We start from the raw sequence: 21304 nt of genomic DNA, 5'->3' as shown, positions 1-21304 counted from the left end.
CTTTCGGGGTAGGACGCCCTCCGAAGTCGGTCAAGGCTCGCGGGCCTCGCCATCGCTTGTGGCGCCGCGCAGGTCGGGGTGACGGTCAGATCGATGTCCGACCGTCTTTTCTTTCCCCTGGCGCTCGCCGCCGCCGTCGTGATGATCGCGCTGGCGACCGTCTGGCCCTGATCCTCTAGAAGAGGATCTTGCGCAGATTGATGCGGAAGACGCGCCCCTGCGGGTCCAGATAGTCGCGCTGATAGTTGACCGGCGTCTGACCGTCGCTGCTGGTCACCGAGACGCGGTCGTCAAAGATGTTCTGAACGCCGAAGCCGATCCGCGTGCCCTTCAGGAACGGGAAGCGCTCGACCCATGACGTACGTTGGGTCAGGTCGGCGAAGGCGAACAGATTGACTGTGGTCCGGCCCGAGAAGTCCAGATCGGGCGAGCCCAGCGCGTCGCCATTGACCGTCGTGCCCGAGCGCCAGTTGGCGTTGACGAAGGCACCCACGCCGTTTCTGGACAGGCCGGTCTGAAGCTGGACTTCGTGGCGCGACTGACCGCCCGAGCCCGAGATGGAATCGCCGTCCAGCAGATCCAGCGGCGCCAGACCGTCGCGGATGGTGACCTCGTCCTGGACGCGCCAGGTGTGGGTCAGCGACAGGTTGAAGATGCCTTGGCCAGGCTGCATTCCCGATCCACGTCCCCCGCGCATCCGCCCGCCGCCGCCAGGGCCGCCGGGGCCGCCCGGTCCGCCCATCATCATCATGCCGCCGCCGCCCGGACCGCCGCGTCCGCCCGGCCCACGACTGCCCGCCGCCGCGGGGTTCGGCTTGCCGAACGGGCGCGAGAAGTTGAAGCCCCATTGAACGTCCTGCTGCTCGCGCTGGAAGAAGTTCAGCGGACGGGCGTCGATGGACACCAGATTGCCGTCCGCATCGCGAACGAACCGATCCGGCAGGGCCGCTTCCAAATCCGGCGTGATGGCCGGGAAGCTGGAGATTTCGTTGTCCGCCTCGGTGCGGGTGTAGGCCAGGTTCAGGCGGAAATCCTTGTCCGACACCGGCTGCCAGTTCATGCCCAGCTTCAGGATGCGCCGATCCTCGGCCTGCAGATTGGGATCGCCGCCGGTGATGCGGTTGATCTCGACGGTCTGACCGGTGCGGAAGTCGAAGACCGGCGTGTTCGGCGTCGATACTGTCGGGTCGTTCAACTGCTGGACCGTCGGCGCCTTGCCCTCGTCGGAATAGTTGGCCGAGAAGGACAACCGCTCGACCGGCGACCAGTTCAGCCCGGCCCCGACCGAGGACACGCCGCCAAAGTCGGATAGCTCCTGATAGGCCAGGTTCAGATTGGCCGACAGATCGCCGATCTTGGGCAGGACGCCGCGCTCGACGTTGGAGATGGGCAGATCGAAGTTGGCCTGGACGCTGCCCGAGTTGCGCGACTGCGACCGATCCACGGCAACACTTGAACCCAGGCTCTCGGAGAACCGCAGGCTCTCGGAATCCAGCGACTGATAGCCGGCCCCGACCTTGAAGGTCGAGGTGATGTCGCCGGCCGGCAGTTCATAGGGACGCCCGTTCAACACCAGTTCCGCCGTCGCCGTCTGGGCAACCGAGTTGGCGGTGTCGCGCGGATTGACGATGGCCCGGTCGGTCAGGTCGCCGAACGGATCGACCGTCAGATCGCCTGCGATCAGGGCCCGCAACGCCGTCGCGTTCACACCTCGTCCCGTGGTGGTGTCGGTCTCGACGCGGCTGTATTCCCCCGTCGCCGTCCAGCGCCAATCGCCCACATAGCCGTCGAACACCGTGCCCAGTTCGGCGGTGCGCGTATCGGTCTTGCGCGTCAGAGCCCCGGGCAGGTCCAGATAGCTGAACAGATTGACGTCCTGGCCGGTCGGCGAGAACGGATTGGTCCCCGGCACGGTCAGCTGAACATTGGGCAGGCCCTGATAGCTGAAGCTGTTGGAGTCCTCCACGCTGCCGCTCAGCGTCATGCCGACCTTGTCGTTCAGGTCGTGCTTGTAGGTTCCCGACACCGACAGTTCGTCCGTCTTGGGCAACAGTGTGCGATAGGCGTTGGCCAGTTCGCTGTCGCCGCCGGCTGTCGTGCTGCGGTCGATGTCGCGCTCGGTCTCGAACAGCGTGTTGGAGGTCGTGCCGTTGATATCGACCGACCAGCGATCGGAGCCGGCGATGCGCAGGATATTGTTCTCGCTGGCGGTGGTCGTGCGACCGCCCTGCTCAGGCCGGCTGACGTTGACCGAGGCGGTCAGGGACTTGAAGTCCGCCTTCAGCACGATGTTCACCACCCGCTGATTGGCGCTGTAGCCATAGGACAACGCGGTCTCTTCAGGCAGAACGTCGAACCGCTCGATGGCCTCGGGCGGAATGCCGCGGATCTCGCGGAAGCCCGAGATGCGCCGTCCGTTGACCAGGAAGACCGGAGACCCGCCGCGCGCGCTGCGGGTCTGGGCCTCCAGCAGGGTGATCAGTTCGCCGATGTTGGTCGCGCCGAACGCCTGGATCTGGGCGGTGTCGTAAGAGACGATCGGTTCCTGCCCGCCCAGGGCCACCCCGCGTCGCGCCGCCGTCACCTCCACGTCCGGCAGAACGACCGTCGGCTCCTCCTGCTGGACCTGCGCCTGGGCTTCTACAGGTTGAGCCTCATTTGTTTGGGCCTGAACAGGCTGGACGACACCGGCGGCGGGGGCCAGCGCAAGCAGGAGAAGCGCGGTCTGGGTCATGGAACGACGATCCGGGAGATGATTTCAGCCCTTGTCAGGACGGGACAAACATGGCCGTAAAACGACACAATTCATGAACAAAGTGAAAGCGTTGCGCACTTTCAACACGACGCAAAAACCTGCGACGGAAAGTCCGCCAAAGCGCGTTAAAGCCTGTTGGGTTGCGTTTGGATGATAGCGCGCAAGGCACGCTCGAACCGGCGTCTTGGCCTAACCTCGGAGTCAAGCGATGAAGACTCCGCGTTGACCGCCTCCGGGCTTTCGGCTATAGGCCCGCCCTCTTGAGATTTCCGCGCCGTGGACGTGTGCTCCGCGGCGTTTTCCGTTCGAAGGTTTGACATGGCCAACAACCCCGGCGCCCGCAAGGCGATCCGCAAGATCGAAGCGCGTACCGAAGTGAACAAGGCGCGCCGTTCGCGCGTCCGCACCTATCTGCGCAAGTTCCAGGAAGCTCTGGCCGGCGGCGACGCCGCCGTCGCCAAGACCGCCTTCATCGAGGCCCAGTCCGAGCTGATGCGCGCCGTCTCCAAGGGCGTCGTTCACAAGAACACCGGCTCGCGCAAGGTTTCGCGCCTGGCCGCCCAGCTGAAGAAGCTGTCGGCCGCCTGAGCCAAAATTAATCCAACAGCGGACGGAACAGCTGTCGCTGTTTCGTTGTGGGATTATAAAGCAATATCAACGGCGAAGGCGCGCAAGCTCCTTCGCCGTTTTGCGTTGTGTCGCTAACTGTCAAATCCGAAAACGCCGATCGTCGAGCCATGATCCGGCCGAAATTCCAAGCGGTGTCAGGGTTTGGCGGAGTCAAACAATTTAACTGCGAATCGACCAACGAATCAGCGTTGACCCACCCGGCTCGCGGCGTAAGTTTTGGCCTCTAACGCACTTCCATCCCAGCACGGATGAAGACGGCGCGAGGCCTATGTTTCGCGTCGGCGGGAGATGTCTGTTCAGAGGTTAGACCCCGTCCGAAAAGCACTGCTTTTCGGCGCAGGAGAAGTCGTCCCTGAACCATCGCCCTGAAGCGCGGAAGGTCGGAATGGTTCTTCTAAGGTGGGCGGGCAAAGATGGTTGGGGGCGCAGCGGCGATGGCAGGCGGAACGAAGACGTCGGGACTGACGGATCCGGACCGCATCTGGAGCGAGGCGTCCGTGCGCCTGCGCGCTGAAATCGGCGACGGCCCCTTCTCCTCCTATATCGCCCCGTCGGCCGTCCGCCTGGACAACGCCGGCCATCTGATCCTGGTCACCCCGACGGCCTATGCCCGCGACTGGGTGCGCAAGAACGCCCTGCGTCGCATGAACGAGCTGTGGCTGGGCCTGGACGGCCTGTCGCGCCGTCTCGAGGTGCGCTGCCGCGCCGAAGTGGGTTCGGCCCCGCCGGCCTCGGCCGTGATGCCGGGCAATGTGGTGGACGCCGCCCCGCGCCTGGCCGCCTTCGCCGCGACGCCGCAGATGGCGCCCGCCGCCCCCATCAGCGCTGACGGCGCCCGCGCCGTACGCGCCGCCGGTCTGCAGGATCGCCTGACGTTCGACAGCTTCGTCGAGGGCCAAGGCAACGCCTTCGCCTTGGCCATCGCCAAACAGGTGGCCAGCTGGGCCGACGGACACTTCAACCCCGTCTTCTTCTGCGGCCCCTACGGCTACGGCAAGACTCACCTGCTGAACGCCATCGCCTGGGAGGCCCAGCGTCTGCGGCCCGAGGCCAAGGTCGTCTATCTGACCGCCGAACGCTTCCTGTCCACCTTCGTCAAGGCGATGCAGGATCGCTCGACCGCCGCCTTCAAGGAAAGCCTGCGCTCGGCCGACATGCTGCTGCTGGACGACGTCCAGTTCGTGGGCGGCAAGACCTCGACCCAGGAAGAGCTGCTCTCGACCCTGACCGCCCTGATCGAGGACGGCAAACGCATCGTCTTCTCGGCCGACCGTGCGCCGATGGCCCTGACCGAGGTCGAGCCGCGCCTGCGCAGCCACCTCGCCGCCGGCCTGACCTGCCCGGTCGAGGCGGGCGACCGCGAGTTGAAGATCGCCGTGGCCCAGAACCGTCTGAAGGCCCTGTCGGCCCTGGGCGTCGTGCAGGGCGAAGCCAACCCCGAAGTCCTGGCCCAGCTGGTGGACCGCACACCCGGCTCGATGCGCGAGCTCGAGGGCGCCGTGAACACCCTGGCCGCCGCTGCGGGCGCGCGCCTGTCGTCGGTGTCGGTGGACGAAGCCTCGACCCTGTTGGGCATGGCCATGCGCGGCGGTCCTGAGCGCCGCATCACCGTGGACGAGATTCAGAAGACGGTCGCCGACCACTTCAACATGAAACAGGCCGACCTGCTGAGCGAGCGCCGCACCCGTTCGGTCGCCCGCCCGCGCCAGATCGCCATGTATCTGTGCAAGCAGCACACGACCCGCTCCTATCCCGACATCGGTCGTCGTTTCGGCGGGCGCGACCACACCACGGTCCTGCACGGCGTGCGCAAGATCGAGGAGCTGATGCCGCAGGACGATCAGATCGCCCGCGACGTCGAGGCCCTGACACGCAAGCTGCGGGGCTGAAGCTGTGGAGCAGCGGGTCTGACCCGTTGCTCCCGCCGCGCAATCCGCTAGTGTCCCAGGTCACTTAACCGCAGCCGCCTTGCGAGTCGGCCGCGCCGGGCGAGACGACATGCAGCTGACCATCGAACGATCCGCGCTCCTGAAGGCCCTGGGCCACGTGCAGAGCGTCGTCGAACGTCGAAACACCATTCCGATCCTGTCCAACGTCCTGCTGAGCGCGGGCCGCGATCGGCTGGCCTTCGCCGCCACCGATCTGGATATGGAGATGGTGGACGAGGCCGAGGCCCAGGTTCAGGTCGAGGGTCAGATCACGGCCCCCGCCCACACCCTGTACGAAATCGTGCGCAAGCTGCCGGAAGGCGCCGAGGTTTCGCTGCTCTATTCCGGCGACGATCCGCGCCTGGTCGTCTCGGCCGGCCGGTCGCGCTTCAACCTGCCGGTCCTGCCGGCGGGCGACTTCCCCGTCATGTCCACCGACAGCGCCGGGGCCTCCTATGTCCTGCCCAAGGAGGATCTGGCCCGCCTGATCGACAAGACCCGGTTCGCGGTCTCGACCGAGGAAACCCGCTACTATCTGAACGGCCTTTATCTGCACACGGTCGCCGAGGCCGGCATTCCCCTGTTGCGCGCCGTCGCCACCGACGGCCACCGCCTGGCCCTGGCCGAGACGCCGGCGCCCGAGGGTGCGGCCGGCGGCCCTGGCGTCATCGTGCCGCGCAAGACGGTGGACCAGGTCCGTCGCCTGCTGGACGACGCCGGCGGCGCGGTGGAGGTCACCGTCTCGGCCCAGAAAATCCGCTTCCAGATGGGCGAGGCGTCCCTGACGTCCAAGGTCATCGACGGCGCCTTCCCCGACTATCTGCGCGTGATCCCGCGCGGCAACGACAAACAGGCCGACATCGACAACGCCCTGTTCGCCAAGGCCGTCGACCGCGTCGCCACCATCTCGGCCGAGAAGAGCCGTTCGGTGAAGCTGGCGTTCGACAACGACCGCGTGAAGCTGACCGTGCGCAACATGGAAGCCGGCCAGGCCGAGGAAGAGGTCGAGATCGGCTATTCCGACGAACCGTTCGAGATCGGCTTCAACGCCCGCTACCTGCTGGACGTCGCCGGCCAGATCACCGGCGAAAACGCCGCCTTCCGCTTCGCCGACCCGGCCTCCCCGACCCTGGTGCTCGATCCGGGCGATCCGGGCGTGCAATATGTGCTGATGCCGTTGCGGGTCTAGTCAGTGGCGAGTGATTAGTGGCGCGTGGCGAGCAGGATCAGCTTCGCATTGACTCGCCACGCGCCACTCGCCACTCGCCACTTGTGATAACCTCCCTCACCCTCACCGATTTCCGCTCCTATGCGGGTGCGCGGCTGGAGATGACCTCCGGGCCTGTGGTGCTGCATGGGCCGAACGGGGCGGGAAAGACCAATCTTCTGGAGGCGATCAGCCTGCTGACCCCCGGCAAGGGGCTGCGGGGCGCGACGGCCGCCGAGATGGGCCGGCGTGAGCCGGGCGAAGCGACCGGACGCGCCTGGGCCGTCATGGTCGAACTGGACGACGAAACGCGGCTGGGCACCGGGGTGCAGACGGCGGGCGCGGCGCGGCGCATCGTGCGGATCGACGGCGAGACGGCCCAGCCGGGGCGGCTGCTCGACTACTTGCGTCCCGTATGGGCCACGCCGGAACAGGACCGGCTGTTCTCCGACGCGCGCGCCGAGCGGTTGAAGTTCTTCGACCGGCTGGTCTTCGCCGCCGATCCCGACCACGCCGCCAGCGTCTCGGCCTATGAAAAGGCCCTGCGCGAGCGGCTGCGCCTGCTGAACGACGCCCAGGACGGTCGCGAGGCCGACCCCGTCTGGCTGGACGCCCTGGAGGTTCGGCTGGGCGAGGCCGGCGCCCGCGCCTCCCTGGCCCGCGTCGCCGCCCTGCACGCGCTCCAGGCCGCCATCGACGCCCGCAGCGATCGTCCCTTCCCCCAGGCCGACCTGGGTCTGGACGGCGCCGCCGAACAGATGGCCGAAGCGGGCGCCGAGGAAGACGAGATCGCCGCCGCCATCCGCGACGGCCTGGCCAAGGCGCGCGCCCGAGACGGCGCCGCCGGCCGCTCCCTGTTCGGGCCGCACCGCACCGATCTGACCGCGCTTCACCGCGAGAAACAGCGCCCTGCGGCCGAGGGCTCTTCGGGCGAGCAGAAGGCCCTGGTCCTGAACCTGATCCTGGCCCAGATCGCGCGGCTTTCCGATCACACTGCGCGCCCGATCCTGCTGCTGGACGAAGCCCCCGCCCACCTCGACGAAGCGCGCCGCACCGCCCTGTTCGACGAGATCACGGCGCTGGATCTTCAGGCCTTCATGACCGGCACCGAACGCGACCTGTTCGCCGGTCTGGAAGGCCGCGCCCAGTTCGTCCGCGTGGCCGGCGGCGCGCTGGAAACCGACTAGGCTCCAATCGCGGAAATCCTCGCTTTTTCGTCCGAATTTCCTATATATTGCAGGCTTCGGCGCGGTGCGATCCCGCCGTCGATTCGAGCGCCGGGTCCGGCGCTCCATCCCCGTCCCGGTCGGGACTTTAGAGCCAATGACTTCATGACCGATCCGATTGCCGACCTGCCCGAATACGGCGCCGATTCCATCAAGGTTCTCAAAGGCCTGGACGCCGTGCGCAAACGCCCTGGCATGTATATCGGCGACACCGACGACGGCTCGGGCCTGCACCACATGGTCTATGAGGTGGTCGACAATGCGATCGACGAGGCCCTGGCCGGCCACGCCGACCTGGTCCAGGTCATCCTGAACAGCGATGGCTCGGTCACCGTGACCGACAACGGGCGCGGCATTCCCACCGACATTCACGCCGAGGAAGGCGTATCCGCCGCCGAGGTCATCATGACCCAGCTGCACGCCGGCGGTAAGTTCGACCAGAACTCCTACAAGGTGTCCGGCGGTCTGCACGGCGTGGGCGTGTCGGTCGTCAACGCCCTGTCCGACTGGCTGCAGCTGAAGATCTATCGCGACGGCAAGCAGCACGAGATGCGCTTCGAGCGCGGCGACACGGTCAAGTCGCTGGAAGTCACGGGCGTCGCGCCGATCCGCGAGGACACCGGCAAGCCGCTGAGCGGGACCGAGGTCACCTTCTTCCCGTCCGTCACGACCTTCAGCCACATCGACTTCGATCTGAAGACGCTGGAGCACCGCCTGCGCGAACTGGCCTTCCTGAACTCGGGCGTGGTCATCAAGCTGGCCGACCAGCGCCACGCCGAGCCGATCGAGATGATCCTGCACTACGAGGGCGGGGTCGAGGCCTTCGTGCGTCACCTCGACAAGTCCAAGACGCCGATCCTGAAGGACGTCATTGTCATTCGCGGCAAGAAGGAAGGGATCGAGCTGGATCTCGCCCTGTGGTGGAACGACAGCTACCACGAGACCATGCTGTGCTTCACCAACAACATCCCCCAGCGGGATGGAGGCACCCACCTGTCGGCCTTCCGCGCCAGCCTGACCCGCGTCATGGGCGGCTATATCGAGAGCTCGGGCGCCGGCAAGAAGGAGAAGGTCTCAGTCACCGGCGAGGACGCCCGCGAGGGCCTGACCTGCGTGCTGTCGGTCAAGGTGCCGGATCCCAAGTTCAGTTCCCAGACCAAGGACAAGCTGGTCTCCTCCGAAGTACGTCCGGCCGTTGAAAGCCTGTGCTCGGAAGGCCTGGCGACCTGGTTCGAGGAACACCCGGTCGAGGCCAAGCAGATCGTGGCCAAGATCATCGAGGCGGCGTCGGCGCGTGAGGCCGCGCGCAAGGCCCGCGATCTGACGCGGCGCAAGTCCGCGCTGGAAATCTCGAGCCTGCCCGGCAAGCTGGCCGACTGCCAGGAACGCGATCCCGCCAAGTCCGAACTGTTCATCGTCGAGGGCGATTCCGCCGGCGGCTCGGCCAAACAGGCGCGCAACCGCGAGAACCAGGCCGTCCTGCCCCTGCGCGGCAAGATTCTGAACGTCGAACGCGCGCGCTTTGACCGGATGCTGTCGTCGGATCTGATCGGCACGCTGATCCTGGCGCTAGGCACCGGCATTGGCCGCGACGACTTCAACGCCGACAAGCTGCGCTATCACAAGATCATCCTGATGGCCGACGCCGACGTCGACGGCGCCCACATCCGCACCCTGCTGCTGACCTTCTTCTATCGCCAGATGCCCGAGCTGATCACGCGCGGCCACGTCTATATCGCCCAGCCGCCACTCTATAAGGTCTCCAAGGGCAAGCAGTCGCGCTACCTGAAGGATCAGGCCGAGATGGACGCCTATCTGATCGAGGAAGGTTCGTCAGAGGCCGAGCTGGACCTGTCCACGGGCGAGCGTCGCCTGGGTCTGGACCTGCAATCCCTGGTGCGCGAGGCCAAGGCCTTCAGCGCCGGCGTCGATCGCCTCAGCCAGCGCGCCCCGGCCTTCGCCATCGAACAGGCGGCTCTCGCCGGTCTGTTCGCCGAGCATTCGGACATGACGGCCGCCTCGGCCGCCGCCGCCGTGCGCCTGAACCTCTATGCTGAAGAGGGCGATGGGGAGTGGACGGGCGCGCCGGGCGAACAGGGCGCCGTGGTCTTCAGCCGCACCCGTCGCGCAGTGCAGGAGACGATCGTGCTGGAGGAGACCCTGATCCGTTCGCTGGACGCCCGTCGTCTGGCCGAACGCGCCGGCGCCTTCGACGGCGTCTTCAGCGCCCCGGCCACCTACCGCCGCAAGGACAAGTCGACGACCATTCGCGGTCCGCTGGACCTGCTGACCGCCGTGCTGGACGCCGGCAAGAAGGGTCTGTCGATCCAGCGCTACAAGGGCCTGGGCGAGATGAACCCCGAGCAGCTGTGGGAGACGACGCTGGACGTCAACGCCCGCACCCTGCTGCAGGTCTCGGTCGAACACGAGGAAGACGCCAACGACCTGTTCGCCAAACTGATGGGCGACGTGGTCGAACCCCGGCGCGAGTTCATCCAGGACAACGCCTTGGACGCCGCCGTCGACGTCTGATGGCGAAAAGGGCGGCGCGGCTACGCTGGTTGGGTTCACGATTGAGAATCGCAGCACGACATCTGCCGCGAGCTGAAGCGAGCTTATCGCATCAAAAGCGTCATTGTTGATCAATGGCGAACGGCAAATCGGCATTACGTGTGCGATCAAGAGGGTGTCGCCAGTAAAGTGGGGGAGCCTTCGCTCCTCCGCTCCGGTTTAGAACCTCCAGCCGATACCGGCGTTGGCGCCGACATGGTTTTGAGTGTCGAATGTGGCGCCGGCCCGGAAGACCATGGAGCCGTCACCCAGAGCGCGGGAGTAGCCCATCGCCATGGCCGACTGGCCCTCGTAGGTTCCGTAGCCGACCGCGAACATCGACTTCCCGCGCTCGGCGATCTGCGGCATCCCGGCCGCCGCCAGAGCGCCCGCGGTACCGGCGAAGGCCAGCTTGCGCACTTCCTGGACGTTGTAGTTGACCGCCGCCAGCCGCATGTCGGTGTAGGTGTTCGACTGCTGGATCGCTTCGTTCATGCTCTCGCGCAGCTGCAGCACATTGACGGCGTCGGTATCGGCGACCCCGGCGGCGACGTTGCTGACGGTGACCGCCGGCCCGTTGCTGCGACCCAGGACGACGCGGGTCTGGCCCTGGTCGGCGTACTGGAGCGAGTTCTGACCCAGGGCCAAGGCGTTGTCGGCCGTGGTCTGGGCTGTCGCGACGGCCTGGTTGGTCTGGAACAGCTGCGATCCGTTGACGGCGTCCGTGGACGCGGCTGTCACCGCGCCGGCCGCGACATTGTTCAGCGTCACCGGCGCCGAGGCGTCGCCGCCCTGGAAGGTGATGCTGTTCGTGCGTGCACCATTCGCGTCGGTGTCGTACTGCACCGCATTGGTCGCGGCAAAGGCCAGCTCGTAGATCTGGCCGCCGTTGACGGCGTCGGTCGAGTCGGCGGCGATCCGGCCGTTGGCGACATTGTGCAGACCTACCGCGCCGCCGCTGGCGCCGACCAGGGTGAGGTCGTCGGAGCGCACGCCGCCGTTCGGGGTCTCGGAGTCATCGCCATCACTGTATTGAACGGGGCCCAGGCTGCCGTTGGCGATGTTGTTCGTCAGATTGGTGATCGCCGTGGTGTTGAGCGCGACCTGAGTGTTGGTCGCGTACAACTGCGATCCGTTTACGGCGTCGGTCGAGGTCGCATTGACCTGTCCTGCGGCGACATTGGTGATGGTCGTGCCGTTGGCGCCGGCCAGGGTCAGAGTATCGCGCCGCGTCGTGTCGTAGGAGACGGCGGTCCCAGCCAAGACGTTCACTCTGTCGGAGACACCTTGCAGCTGAGCGACATTGACGGCGTCGGTCGCGGCCGTGCCCGCAGCGACGTTGGTCAACTGCCGTTCGGCTCCGACCGAGCCGAACGAGACCGAACCGACCGACGATTGAAGGCCCGTGACGCCCAGCGCCGCATAGTCCGTTTGGGCGGCGCGATCGGCGACGCTGCCTGCGCCAAGCGCGATGCTGTTGTCGGCGATGGCCTGGGCTTCAGGGCCGACGGCGACGCCGTCCTGACCTTGAGCGGTCGCCGGCGACAGGTTCGAGTTGACGGCCAGATAGACACTTGAGCCGCCGCCGACCGGAGCCGCCGACAGGGCGTTCAGGAAGGCCTGGATGCTGGCGTATTGGACGCCCTGATAGGTGATGGCGACGCCCAGGGTGTGGGTCAGCGGATTGAAGGCGGAGCCACCGCCGAAGCCGGCGGCAAGGCTCTGGCCGAGCGCGAAGGCCTGGCCGCCGTTGACGGCGTCGGTGGACCCAAACGCGATCAGGCCGGCAGCCACGTTGTGCAGACCGACCGGACCGGTCAGTGCGCCGACGAGGGTCACGTCATTGGACGCCACGCCGCCGTTCGGAACGGTGGGGTTTGCGGGGTTCGAATACTGAACCACGCCGATCGCGCCATTGTTCAGGTTGTTGGTGATGGTGGTGATCGCCGTCATATTGGTGATGATGTTGGCGGTGTTGTCTGCGACCTGAGCGTTGGTGGCGAACAGCTGGGCACCGTTGACGACATCGGTCGAGGCCGCGCTCAAGTCCCCGGCCGCGACATTTCTGATCGTGGTGCCGGCAGCGCCCGCCAGTGTCAGGGTCTCAAAGCTGGGATCATCATAGACGACCGCCAGGGCCGACGCAGCGGCGATGTCGGCGATCGCCGTCGTGTTGACGGCCACTTGGGTGTTTGTGGCGAACAGCTGCGCGCCGTTGACGGCTTCGGTCGATGACGCCGAAAGCGCGCCGGCGGCCACGTTGCCGATGACGGTGCCGTCCACGCCGGCCAGGGTGACTCGGCCGGCCAGAAGATCGTCGTACATGACGGCGGTGTCGGACAGTTCGCCAAGGTTCGTCGTCAGATTGGTGATGGCATTAGTGTTGATGCTGACCTGGGCATTTGTGGCGAACAGCTGTGCGCCATTTACGGCTTCGGTGGACGTCGCCGACAGATCGCCGGCGGCGACGTTGCCGATGACCGTGCCATCCACGCCGGCTAGGGTCACGCGACCGGCCAGCAGATCATCGTACATCACCGCCGTGTCGGACAGCGCGCCGAGGTCGGTCGTAAGGTTGGTGATCGCCGTGGTGTTGATGCCGACTTGAGTGTTGGTGGCGAACAGCTGAGATCCGTTGACGGCCTCGGTCGACGTCGCCGACAGGGCGCCGGCGGCGACATTGCCAATCACGGTGCCGTCTACGCCAGCCAGGGTCACACGACCGGCCAGCACATCGTCGTACATGACAGCCGTATCGGACAGGACGCCGAGGTCCGTCGTGAGGTTGGTGATGGCCGTGGTGTTCAAGCCGACCTGGGTGTTTGTGGCGAACAGCTGGTCGCCGTTGACGGCCTGGGTGGAGCCGGCGCTGAGGTCGCCCGCCGCCACATTGACGATGACCGTGCCGCCCAGACCCGCCAGCGTCAGGCTGGACCCGGTAGGGTCGTCATAGGCGACGGCGATATCCGCAAGGGCTTGAAGATCGTCGGAGACGCCCAACAGTTGGCCGACATTGACCGCGTCGGTCAGGGCCGAACCGGCCGCGACGTTCGTCAACTGACGCTCGCCGCCCGCAACCCCGATCGAGACCTCGCCCGCCGACGTCTGAGCCGCATCCAAGCCGAGGGCGGCATAGCCGATCGAGGCACCTCGCTCAGCCGTGCTTAGGGTGCCGATGGCAATGCTGTTGTCGGCGCTGGCCGAGGCGGCGGGGCCGACGGCGGTCGAGTTCACCCCGCCCGCCAAGGCGCCGCCCAGAGCCGAGTTAACTGACAGGAAGGGCGTCCCGCCGCCCGGTGTCGTGAAGATGGCGTCCAACGCCTCCTGGACGCTGCTGTACACCACGCCGTCGTAGGTGAGGCCGATGTCGATCGTGCTGGTCGCGGGGTTGAAGAGGGTGCTGCCGCCGATCTCGGCCGCCAGGCTCGAGCCCAGGCCGAAGAGCTGGCCGCCGGTGACGGCGTCTGCGGAGCCGAGGGCCAGAAGGCCCGACGAAAGATTGGTGATGCGCGTGCCTCCTGTCCCGCCCAAGGTCAGGGTGGCGGCCGTGGCGTCGTCATAGGTGACGGCCAGGTCTGCCAGGGCCTGAAGGCTCGTGGAGACGCCCTGAAGCTGGCCGACATTGACCGCGTCGGTCAAAGCCGAACCGGCCGCTATATTGGTCAGTTGGCGCTCGGCTCCGACCGCGCCGAAGGACACCTCGCCGACGGAGGTCTGCGGCGTCGAAAGCCCGAGGGCGGCATAGTTAGCCAAGGCGCCGCGCAGGGCGGCGCTGTCGGCGCCGAGGGCCAGGCTGTTGGCGACCGCAACCGACGCGTCCGCGCCCAGAGCGATGGAGCCCGAGGCCCCGCCGAGAATCTCCGCTTCGCGACCGAGCGCGATCGCATCGACCGCCGTGGCGGCCGTCAGGGCGCCATTGCCGAAGGCGATGGAGTTCAATTCGCCGGCGATGGCGACGGTCCCGCCGGACCCCAAGCCGGTGATGCGGTTGCCGCCGATGGAAATCCCCTGCTCGGTCTCGAGGGTGAAGGCGTCGGCCTGGTTGATGCAGGCGTCGGGGAGATTGACGACGTTGCCGTTCACATCGAGGACGCTCAGGCGGATGTCCTGACCACTGGCCGCGTTGTTCAGCAGAGTGGTCGCGTTGAGGTTGAGGCGCGGCGCGAGAATGTTCAGCAGACTGTTGATCGACGTTTCCAACGGGGTGGCGATCCCCGTGATCACCGGCCGCATGATGTCCGTCACTGCGGATCGGGGCAGGGCGACACCAGTGCAAACGTCCACAATGCTCGTCTGCGCGCGCGCCGGTGCAGCAGCGGCGAATATGCCCAGGGGCGCCAACGCGCCTATTGCGTAGACGGCGGCGACCAGCAGGCGCGTGGCCAAGGTGGCGCTGCTGATAGACGGCAGTCGGTCGGTCTTCGGACGGGGTTGCATCGTGATCCTCCCAGCGACGGGAGACGCATCAACGGCTCCCGAACGGAGAGGCTAATGCGGGCTTCGACACAATCGTGACGTGTTTGCGATTCCCTGGCGCTTGCGCGAGGGACATACTTTTCCTGCTTAGTATCGGCGCTGGAGTCGGACTGGAGTGGGGGTGAAAAGGTCAGACGCTTGGCTGACTGTCTTCAAACCCAGCTTATCAAGCGCTTTGCCGCGATGGTAATCCACGGTCCTGGGGCTGATCCCCAACGCTCTCCCGATCGTCTTGGACGTACCGCCCTCGACGGCCAGTTCCAGGATCTCCTGTTCACGGTGGGAAAGCCGTGTCAGGGCTTGCCTAGTAGGCCTACCAGGTAGCGTTAAGTCATTGTCTAGACGTGGCAAACTGCAATGGGACACAATCGCGGCGACGTTGGCGTCATCGCCATCGGCGTAAGACAGCAGGTCTGCCACCCCAGCGTTGTGCAGAGCGATGATCTCTCGCGGTGTCGCCAGAGGATCGCCCAGTATGACCAGCGGAATATGCGGCAGTTCGCGCCCAACCACTTCGGTCGCACGCAGAATATCCACGACGGTCGAGTCGGAACAGTAAACGATGGTTTGGACGCCGCTGTGTGTCCTGAGCGTCTGATCCAACGCGCCCGTCACATCCACGCGGATCTCATCAAGCTCGAGCGCGCGGCGCACCTGACAACCCCGACGAGCAGGGTCCACGAACAGAACCGCCCTGCTAGCTTGGGTGCGGATTCGGGACTCGCCGACGAACCGACTAATGGTCCCGTCCGCTTCGATCAGGGGGAAGGCCGTGTCTTCGACCGAAAGCAGGCTCCCGCTTTTGCCACGGACGCGATAAGCGGCCTCCGCGGACCTGCCTGTCATCAGCGTCTCGAGCGCGGCCCGAAACGCGGGGCGGTCCTCTTCCAGAACCGCAGCGAGTTGGTCGTTCCAGGCGACGACGGAGGGGCGATCCCCGGGCCAGGCGATCTGGGTGTCGATGTTGAGAAAACGACGGGTCCAGTCGGCGACGTCGACGGTCCATAGCAGACGGCGCTCGGGGCCGGCGGTATCTCCATCCAGCAGCTCCAGGGCGGCTGAGTGCCACTCGGACAAATCCCCTTCCGCGTCGAACTGGGGAAGCGTCTGGACAGTGAACCAGCGGTAAGCGCCGTCTGCGCTGCGGAGTCGATGCCGGCTTTCGAAGGGTCTGGCCAAGGTGAGAGCGCGAGCCCAGTCGGCGATGATACGGTCTCTCTCAGCGGGGTGCAGCCAGTCCATCCATCCGTCTGTCCGCGCTTGGCGCAGATCAGCACCTAGATACGTCCGACACCGCTCATTCATCCATCGGATTACACCGCGGCTATCCAAACGCCACAGCAACAGGGGAGCAAGCCTCGCCAAAGAATCGAGTGTGGACTCTGCAGTCAGCAGACGCGCTCTTAGACTTCTTTCTTCGGTGACGTCACGAAGAACACAAAGCACAGCGTGAACCTTGCCGTTTCGAGCAATAGGGGTGACAGCGGCAGTCACCCACACCTCTCGAGCACCCTCGGGTCGGTCGATATGAATCTTGATATCGTCCGCCGTTCCTGCGTCCCCGCCCCAAGCCTTGGCTACAGTTGCTGCAAGTTGCGTCGATAACGACGGCGCCATTTCAGTGAATACGCCGCCCTGCACCGCCGACAGGGGCAGCAAAGCGCGACATGCGTCGTTGAAATAGATGGACGCCCCGGCGCCGACGATGATGAGGGTTGGAAACGCCTGGCGCAGCATCGACTCGACCGCGTGGATCATCCAGTCGCGATCGAAGCCGCTTGAGACGCCGGTTGCTTCCCCCGATCGCGCGAGCCCTTCGGCCATAGCGTTGATCATGAGTCAGTCCTCCAGAACTGGAAGCTTGGTCACCGATTCACAACTTGAGGTAAACAGATTACCCCATCAAGCTGCACCTAAACACAAGCTGTGCTGGACCTAATTCAACACGTTCACGTGTCGCATGCATGCGCACGTGGGCTAATGAACCGGTCAAGACATGGGTGACTCCCGATGCTTCGTTGTCGGGGACACGACGACGACCATCAACACTCCAGCGCGATTTTTGGCACCAACCGGCGGATGTTTGAGGGATGGAGCTGCTTCTAACAGCCTAGTCGCGCGCCGATGCAAAATCACTGCGCGCTACAGGCAGGGACCGACCGACTGCCACTGATCGGCGACCGAGCCTTATCGCCAAGCTCCCGCTCTCACAATTTTTGGCTGAAGATTCCCAGTCTCAGAAACTATGAACCAAGCAGCTCATATTCTCAGAAATTGTGACTGGTCGATCTCAAGCATTTTGAAACGCGCTTGAAAAAGCCGTTTCTTTTCATGGTGGGTTTCTCGTCAATTATGACGCGGACCAGCGGCCTACTGGCCGCGTCCGCCCGCGATGAAGGCCTGGATGGTCGGGAAGGCCGCCGTCTGGGGCCGCATGTCCTCGCAGGCGAAGGATTTGATTGCGCCATAGATGCCGCCGGCCGGTGTCGCTTCCCACGGCGTGTCCTCGGAATAGCGATCGGTTTCCGCCCCATCCGCGCCATAGGTCACCGTCGCGCCCGAACGCGACTGGCCGTCCGAGCACCGCACCATGACCTCTTCGGTCTCATGGCTGAGATTGGTCGCCTCGCCGCGCACGGGCACCCGCGCCATCCGTGTCGTCGCCACGCCATCCACCGGCGCCAGCGCATCGACATCCACCAGATAGACGGTGGCGTCGCTGCGTGAAAAAGCGGCCCAACTTTCGGCCGCCGATGGCGATGCGATCGCCGCCGTCGCCAGGATCGCCGCCACGCCGATTGTTCTGATCATTCTCTTCCCTCCCCAGGCAAGACGATCATTTCATACCCGCGCGCGCGAGAATTCAATCTCTCCCGAAGGCTCCGAACGCGTTTTCGATCAGGGCCGATCGCGAGACGGCAGGGCCTCGATCTCTGCGGTCGTCAGCTTCTTTGCGATGCGCACACGGCACGGCTGAGGGCCCGTCGCTGGGCTGAGCAGTGAGGCCTGATCGCCGGGACACAGCCGGCTGGATCCGGCGACAGGTTCCAGCGCGATCGACAGGGCGCGAGTCATGTCGCGACAGAAGGGGGTCTCGATCTGAAACACCCCGGCGTCGGCTGTTCGGACGTAGAGGGTCTGGTCGTTCGGGGCGGTGAAGTTGCGCACAAGATTGGGCCGGAAACACTGGCCGGCGTCGGCGCGGCTGGACGTCGCCACGCCCGGCGAGGGCGCACAGGCCGACACGGCGAGGAGAGCCGCCGAAGACAGAATGAGACGATGCATAGTCAACTCCTGAACAGGCCCCGCTTCATCCTGCGCGCGTCGTCGAGGACGATGCAAGAGCCTCCGCCAGCACCGAAGACCGACGGGGCGACACGCGCGCCGCCAGATCGCACGGCAGGGGCGAGGGCTGACCCAGGATCACGGCGCCGACATGCTCGCCTAGCAGAGGCGCGACGCAGAAGCCGCGCGACCCCAGGCCGCCGAGCACATAGAGGCCGTCATCGAGAGCGCCCGCCACAGGCAGGCGATCCGGCGTCGTGGCGCGGACTGCCGCCCGATTCTGCACAGCCCCCGCCGCCGCGATGCGCTTGGCCAACGCTGGCAGGCGCGCTTCCAAGGTCGCCAGATTTCGCGCGCTGTCGTCCTCGCGCGGCGCCGTGTCGGTGTCGCCACGATCATGGGTCGCGCCGAACAGTACCCCTTGGCCCGTCGGAACCGCATAGCCGCCCCAGGCCATGGGGTGCACAGGCACGTCCCCGTCGATCCAGTCCGCCTGCCCCCGAACGGGCGACAGGCGCGGCGTTTGGTCGAACCCGTCCAGCAGTGCGGCCGATCCCCAGCCGGCGGCGAGAACCACCGCATCGACCTGGCCCAGCACCGCGTCGTTTTCGCCGATCAGTCGCCAGCAGCCGGCGGCGCGCTCCAGCCGTTTCACGCGCTCAGGGCGCATCTCAATGTCCGAAAGCCAGGTCGAGAGCACCGCCGCAGGGCGTAGCGCGAACGCCCCCTTCATAAGCAAACCGCCCTGCCCCGTCGCTTCGCCGGCGGCGGCTGACGCCGCCCCGTCGTCCAGCACCACCATGTCATCGTCATTCCAGATCGGCTGGCGAGCGATCTTTTCGAACCGGGCGGCATCGCGCGGCGCCTGGAGCAGTTGCAGCACGCCGTGGCCCGTTATGGTGCCCTGGATCGCGGCATAAAGATCGCCCGCCCGCTCCAGCGCCTGGGCGTGCAGGGCGGCGATGCCGTGGTCGCCGGCATCCAGGCGCGGCGTAACCAGGGCCGCCGGAAAGCCAGAGCCGCCCGCGCCGGGACGCTCGCCCTCGAACATCATCGCCCGGACGCCCTGCGCCTTCAGGGCGCGCACCACCGATGCGCCGGCGATGCCCGCGCCGATCACGGCGACGGTGGGCTGCGGCGACGGCTCGAAAGCCGAGGGCAGATGGGCCTCAAGCCGCTCGCGTTTGCGGCCATGGCCGGGGCGCTTTTCGACGACGAAACCCTGCTCAGCCAGGCCCCGCCGCACGGCCCCCGCGACGGTGAAGGTGGCAAGATGCGCGCCCGGCACCGAGCGCTTGGCGATCAAGGCCATCACTTCGGGCGACCACATGCCCGGGTTCAGCGCCGGCGAGAAACCGTCCAGAAACCAGGCGTCCGCCGATCCCGACCACTGCTCCAACGCCCAGGCCGCATCGCCTACGCCCACGTCCAGCACGGCGTCGAAGCCCGGCAGATCCACCCGGTGAAAGCCCGGCGTCGCGGCCGGCCAGTTTGCGATCAAGGCCTCGGTCGCCTCGGACAATTCGGGCCAGGCGCCCAGCGCCCGCGCCGCCTCCGCCGCCGTCAGCGGGAACCCCTCGACAGAGAAGATGTGCAGCCGCCCGCCCTCGGGCCGGGTCCGTCGCCACAGATCCAGCAGGGCGGCGATGTTCAACCCCGTGCCGAACCCGAGCTCGGCCACCGAGAAATGATCCCGCCCCCTCCAGGCGTTCGGCAGGCCGCAACCCTCCAAAAACACCGCCCGCGTCTCGGCCAGGCCGTCGTCTCGCGAAAAATAGACATCGCCGAACCGGCCGGAGCGGGGTTCGCCTTCTTCGGTCCAGGTCAGCAGGGGCGAGGCGTCGTCATCAGGCGTCATCGCGCGGCTCTAGCACCTTCGTCGCCGACATGAAAAAGGCCGCCCCGGTCGGAGCGGCCTCTTCAAGCCTTGGTTTCGACGCAGCCTAGTGGGCGGCGGCCGGACCGTGCGCAGGCTCGGCCGGCGCGACAGGCGCGGGCGCGGCGGCTGAGGCGTCGGCGCCCTGCATCGTCGTGGCGGCCTGGGCGGCAGTGTCTTCCTGAATGGCCTGATTGGCCGCCGCTTCGGCGTCCTTGGCGGCCTGATCGACCGTTAGGGCGGCTTCTTCGGCGCTGCCGGCGGCCTCGACCGCATCGGTGGCGGGCGCTTCGGCCTTTTCTTCCGGGGCCTTGCTGCAGGCGGCCAGGACCAGGAACGCGGCGGATGCGGCGACGAGGGCTTTGATACGCATGAAGATGTCTCCGAAGCTTGCGAGACCGGAACGTCTCTTGGCGCAAACGATAGGGCCGCCGCGCGCGGCAGGGCAAGTTAAGATCAGGAAAGCCGGGATCAGTCGGCGGTGATGCTGTTCAACGCCTCTTCCATCTCGCTGAACGACGGCTGCGAGGAAGAGGGAATGTCGCCACGGCCGATCTCGACCGAGATTTGGGCGGCGTTGCCGTGCAGGTGGGCGACCAGCACCGACTGGATGATCTTATAGTAGGCGGCTTCCTCGTTGATGATCGCCGTCAGGCGCGCCGCGAACGGACCGACCAGACCATAGGCCAGGAACACGCCCATGAAGGTGCCGACCAGGGCGCCGCCGATCATGCCGCCCAGAACCTCGGGCGGCTCGGTGATCGAACCCATGGTCTTGATGACGCCCAGCACGGCCGCGACGATGCCCAGCGCCGGCAGGCCGTCGGCCAGGTTCTGAAGCGCGTGCGCGTTTTCCAGATGCTCGTGGTGATGCTTTTCGAGCTGCTTTTCCATCGCATCCTCGACCTGGTGCGGATCCTCCAGGTTCATCGTCATCATCCGCAGGGTGTCGCAGATGAAGTCGACGGCGAAATGGTCCTTCAGCACCTTGGGGTACTTCTGGAAGATGGTCGATTCCTTGGGCTTTTCGATATGGCTTTCCAGCGCCACCACGCCCTTGGACTTCATCGTCTTGGTCAGCTGGAACAGCAGCGACAGCAGGTCCTTATAGTCCTGCTTCTTCCACTTCGGCCCGGCGAAGGTCTTGCCCAGCCCGCCCATGGCCCCCTTGATCACCGGCATGGAGTTGGAGATCAGGAAGGCGGCAATGCCCGCTCCGCCGATCGCCATCAGCTCGTGCGGCGCGGCGTGCAGGATCACTTCGAACTTGCCGCCCGAAATGGCGTAGCTGCCGAAGACGAGGCCGAACAGCAGCACGATGCCGATGATCTGGAACATGGAGGCGAACAATCCTGACGCGAGAGGTCGGGA

The 21304-nt window shown here is 66.1% G+C and carries 13 protein-coding genes; 5 read left to right on the top strand and 8 right to left on the bottom strand.

Translation table 11 applies throughout. The features are described from left to right. Positions 1–175: 175 nt before the first annotated feature. Positions 176–2734, bottom strand: coding sequence for a TonB-dependent siderophore receptor (locus Q9R14_RS14990; protein WP_306002897.1), 2559 nt, complete (start codon positions 2732–2734; stop codon positions 176–178). Between the two features lie 339 nt (positions 2735–3073). Between Q9R14_RS14990 and rpsT the strand changes: the two genes are divergently transcribed. The 5 genes from rpsT (at position 3074) to gyrB (ending at position 10278) form a co-directional block, all read left to right on the top strand. Then, positions 3074–3343, top strand: coding sequence for a 30S ribosomal protein S20 (gene rpsT / locus Q9R14_RS14985; RefSeq protein ID WP_017505938.1), 270 nt, complete (start codon positions 3074–3076; stop codon positions 3341–3343). 455 nt (positions 3344–3798) lie between these two features. Continuing rightward, entirely contained in the window at positions 3799–5274 is a 1476-nt protein-coding gene (gene dnaA / locus Q9R14_RS14980) for a chromosomal replication initiator protein DnaA (protein WP_370451926.1), read from the top strand. Positions 5275–5383: 109 nt separating this feature from the next. Continuing rightward, entirely contained in the window at positions 5384–6502 is a 1119-nt protein-coding gene (gene dnaN, locus Q9R14_RS14975) for a DNA polymerase III subunit beta (protein ID WP_055806769.1), read from the top strand. 83 nt (positions 6503–6585) lie between these two features. Beyond that, a complete protein-coding gene (gene recF / locus Q9R14_RS14970) occupies positions 6586–7707 on the top strand; it encodes a DNA replication/repair protein RecF (protein WP_306002896.1) in 1122 nt (373 codons plus the stop codon). A gap of 144 nt (positions 7708–7851) precedes the next feature. Next, positions 7852–10278, top strand: a complete 2427-nt coding sequence (gyrB, locus tag Q9R14_RS14965) for a DNA topoisomerase (ATP-hydrolyzing) subunit B (RefSeq protein WP_306002895.1) — start codon at positions 7852–7854, stop codon at positions 10276–10278. 198 nt (positions 10279–10476) lie between these two features. Here gyrB and Q9R14_RS14960 read toward each other — a convergent pair whose 3' ends face one another. The 7 genes from Q9R14_RS14960 to motA all read right to left on the bottom strand — a co-directional run bounded on the left by Q9R14_RS14960 (position 10477) and on the right by motA (position 21271). Beyond that, positions 10477–14733: a YadA-like family protein gene (locus Q9R14_RS14960; protein WP_306002894.1), complete on the bottom strand. Its 4257-nt coding sequence runs from the start codon at positions 14731–14733 to the stop codon at positions 10477–10479. Between the two features lie 126 nt (positions 14734–14859). After that, entirely contained in the window at positions 14860–16608 is a 1749-nt protein-coding gene (locus Q9R14_RS14955) for a PAS domain-containing protein (protein WP_306002893.1), read from the bottom strand. A 534-nt stretch (positions 16609–17142) separates the two neighbouring features. Beyond that, positions 17143–17583, bottom strand: coding sequence for a hypothetical protein (locus tag Q9R14_RS14950; RefSeq protein WP_306002892.1), 441 nt, complete (start codon positions 17581–17583; stop codon positions 17143–17145). Positions 17584–17670: 87 nt separating this feature from the next. Further along, positions 17671–18057: a DUF6491 family protein gene (locus tag Q9R14_RS14945; protein WP_306002891.1), complete on the bottom strand. Its 387-nt coding sequence runs from the start codon at positions 18055–18057 to the stop codon at positions 17671–17673. Between the two features lie 25 nt (positions 18058–18082). Further along, complete coding sequence (gene mnmC, locus Q9R14_RS14940) at positions 18083–19915, bottom strand: FAD-dependent 5-carboxymethylaminomethyl-2-thiouridine(34) oxidoreductase MnmC (RefSeq protein WP_306002890.1); 1833 nt, start codon at positions 19913–19915, stop codon at positions 18083–18085. A gap of 85 nt (positions 19916–20000) precedes the next feature. Then, on the bottom strand, positions 20001–20306 hold the full coding sequence (locus Q9R14_RS14935; RefSeq protein WP_306002889.1) for a hypothetical protein: 306 nt from the start codon (positions 20304–20306) through the stop codon (positions 20001–20003). A gap of 98 nt (positions 20307–20404) precedes the next feature. After that, a complete protein-coding gene (motA, locus tag Q9R14_RS14930; RefSeq protein WP_039246359.1) occupies positions 20405–21271 on the bottom strand; it encodes a flagellar motor stator protein MotA in 867 nt (288 codons plus the stop codon). Between the last annotated feature and the right edge of the window lie 33 nt (positions 21272–21304).

The sequence above is a fragment of the Brevundimonas sp. C43 genome (assembly GCF_030732185.1).
Taxonomy (GTDB): domain Bacteria; phylum Pseudomonadota; class Alphaproteobacteria; order Caulobacterales; family Caulobacteraceae; genus Brevundimonas; species Brevundimonas diminuta_C.
Note: the sequence above shows the minus strand (reverse complement) of the source record. Positions and strands in the feature narration are given on the sequence as shown.

What these genes read in the sequence shown, in the direction of transcription:
- Q9R14_RS14990 (WP_306002897.1), bottom strand. Translation starts at nt 2,734, where the DNA reads ATGACCCAGACCGCGCTTCTCCTGCTTGCGCTGGCCCCCGCCGCCGGT.
- rpsT (WP_017505938.1), top strand. Translation starts at nt 3,074, where the DNA reads ATGGCCAACAACCCCGGCGCCCGCAAGGCGATCCGCAAGATCGAAGCG.
- dnaA (WP_370451926.1), top strand. Translation starts at nt 3,799, where the DNA reads ATGGTTGGGGGCGCAGCGGCGATGGCAGGCGGAACGAAGACGTCGGGA.
- dnaN (WP_055806769.1), top strand. Translation starts at nt 5,384, where the DNA reads ATGCAGCTGACCATCGAACGATCCGCGCTCCTGAAGGCCCTGGGCCAC.
- gyrB (WP_306002895.1), top strand. Translation starts at nt 7,852, where the DNA reads ATGACCGATCCGATTGCCGACCTGCCCGAATACGGCGCCGATTCCATC.
- Q9R14_RS14960 (WP_306002894.1), bottom strand. Translation starts at nt 14,733, where the DNA reads ATGCAACCCCGTCCGAAGACCGACCGACTGCCGTCTATCAGCAGCGCC.
- Q9R14_RS14955 (WP_306002893.1), bottom strand. Translation starts at nt 16,608, where the DNA reads ATGATCAACGCTATGGCCGAAGGGCTCGCGCGATCGGGGGAAGCAACC.
- Q9R14_RS14950 (WP_306002892.1), bottom strand. Translation starts at nt 17,583, where the DNA reads ATGATCAGAACAATCGGCGTGGCGGCGATCCTGGCGACGGCGGCGATC.
- Q9R14_RS14945 (WP_306002891.1), bottom strand. Translation starts at nt 18,057, where the DNA reads ATGCATCGTCTCATTCTGTCTTCGGCGGCTCTCCTCGCCGTGTCGGCC.
- mnmC (WP_306002890.1), bottom strand. Translation starts at nt 19,915, where the DNA reads ATGACGCCTGATGACGACGCCTCGCCCCTGCTGACCTGGACCGAAGAA.
- Q9R14_RS14935 (WP_306002889.1), bottom strand. Translation starts at nt 20,306, where the DNA reads ATGCGTATCAAAGCCCTCGTCGCCGCATCCGCCGCGTTCCTGGTCCTG.
- motA (WP_039246359.1), bottom strand. Translation starts at nt 21,271, where the DNA reads ATGTTCCAGATCATCGGCATCGTGCTGCTGTTCGGCCTCGTCTTCGGC.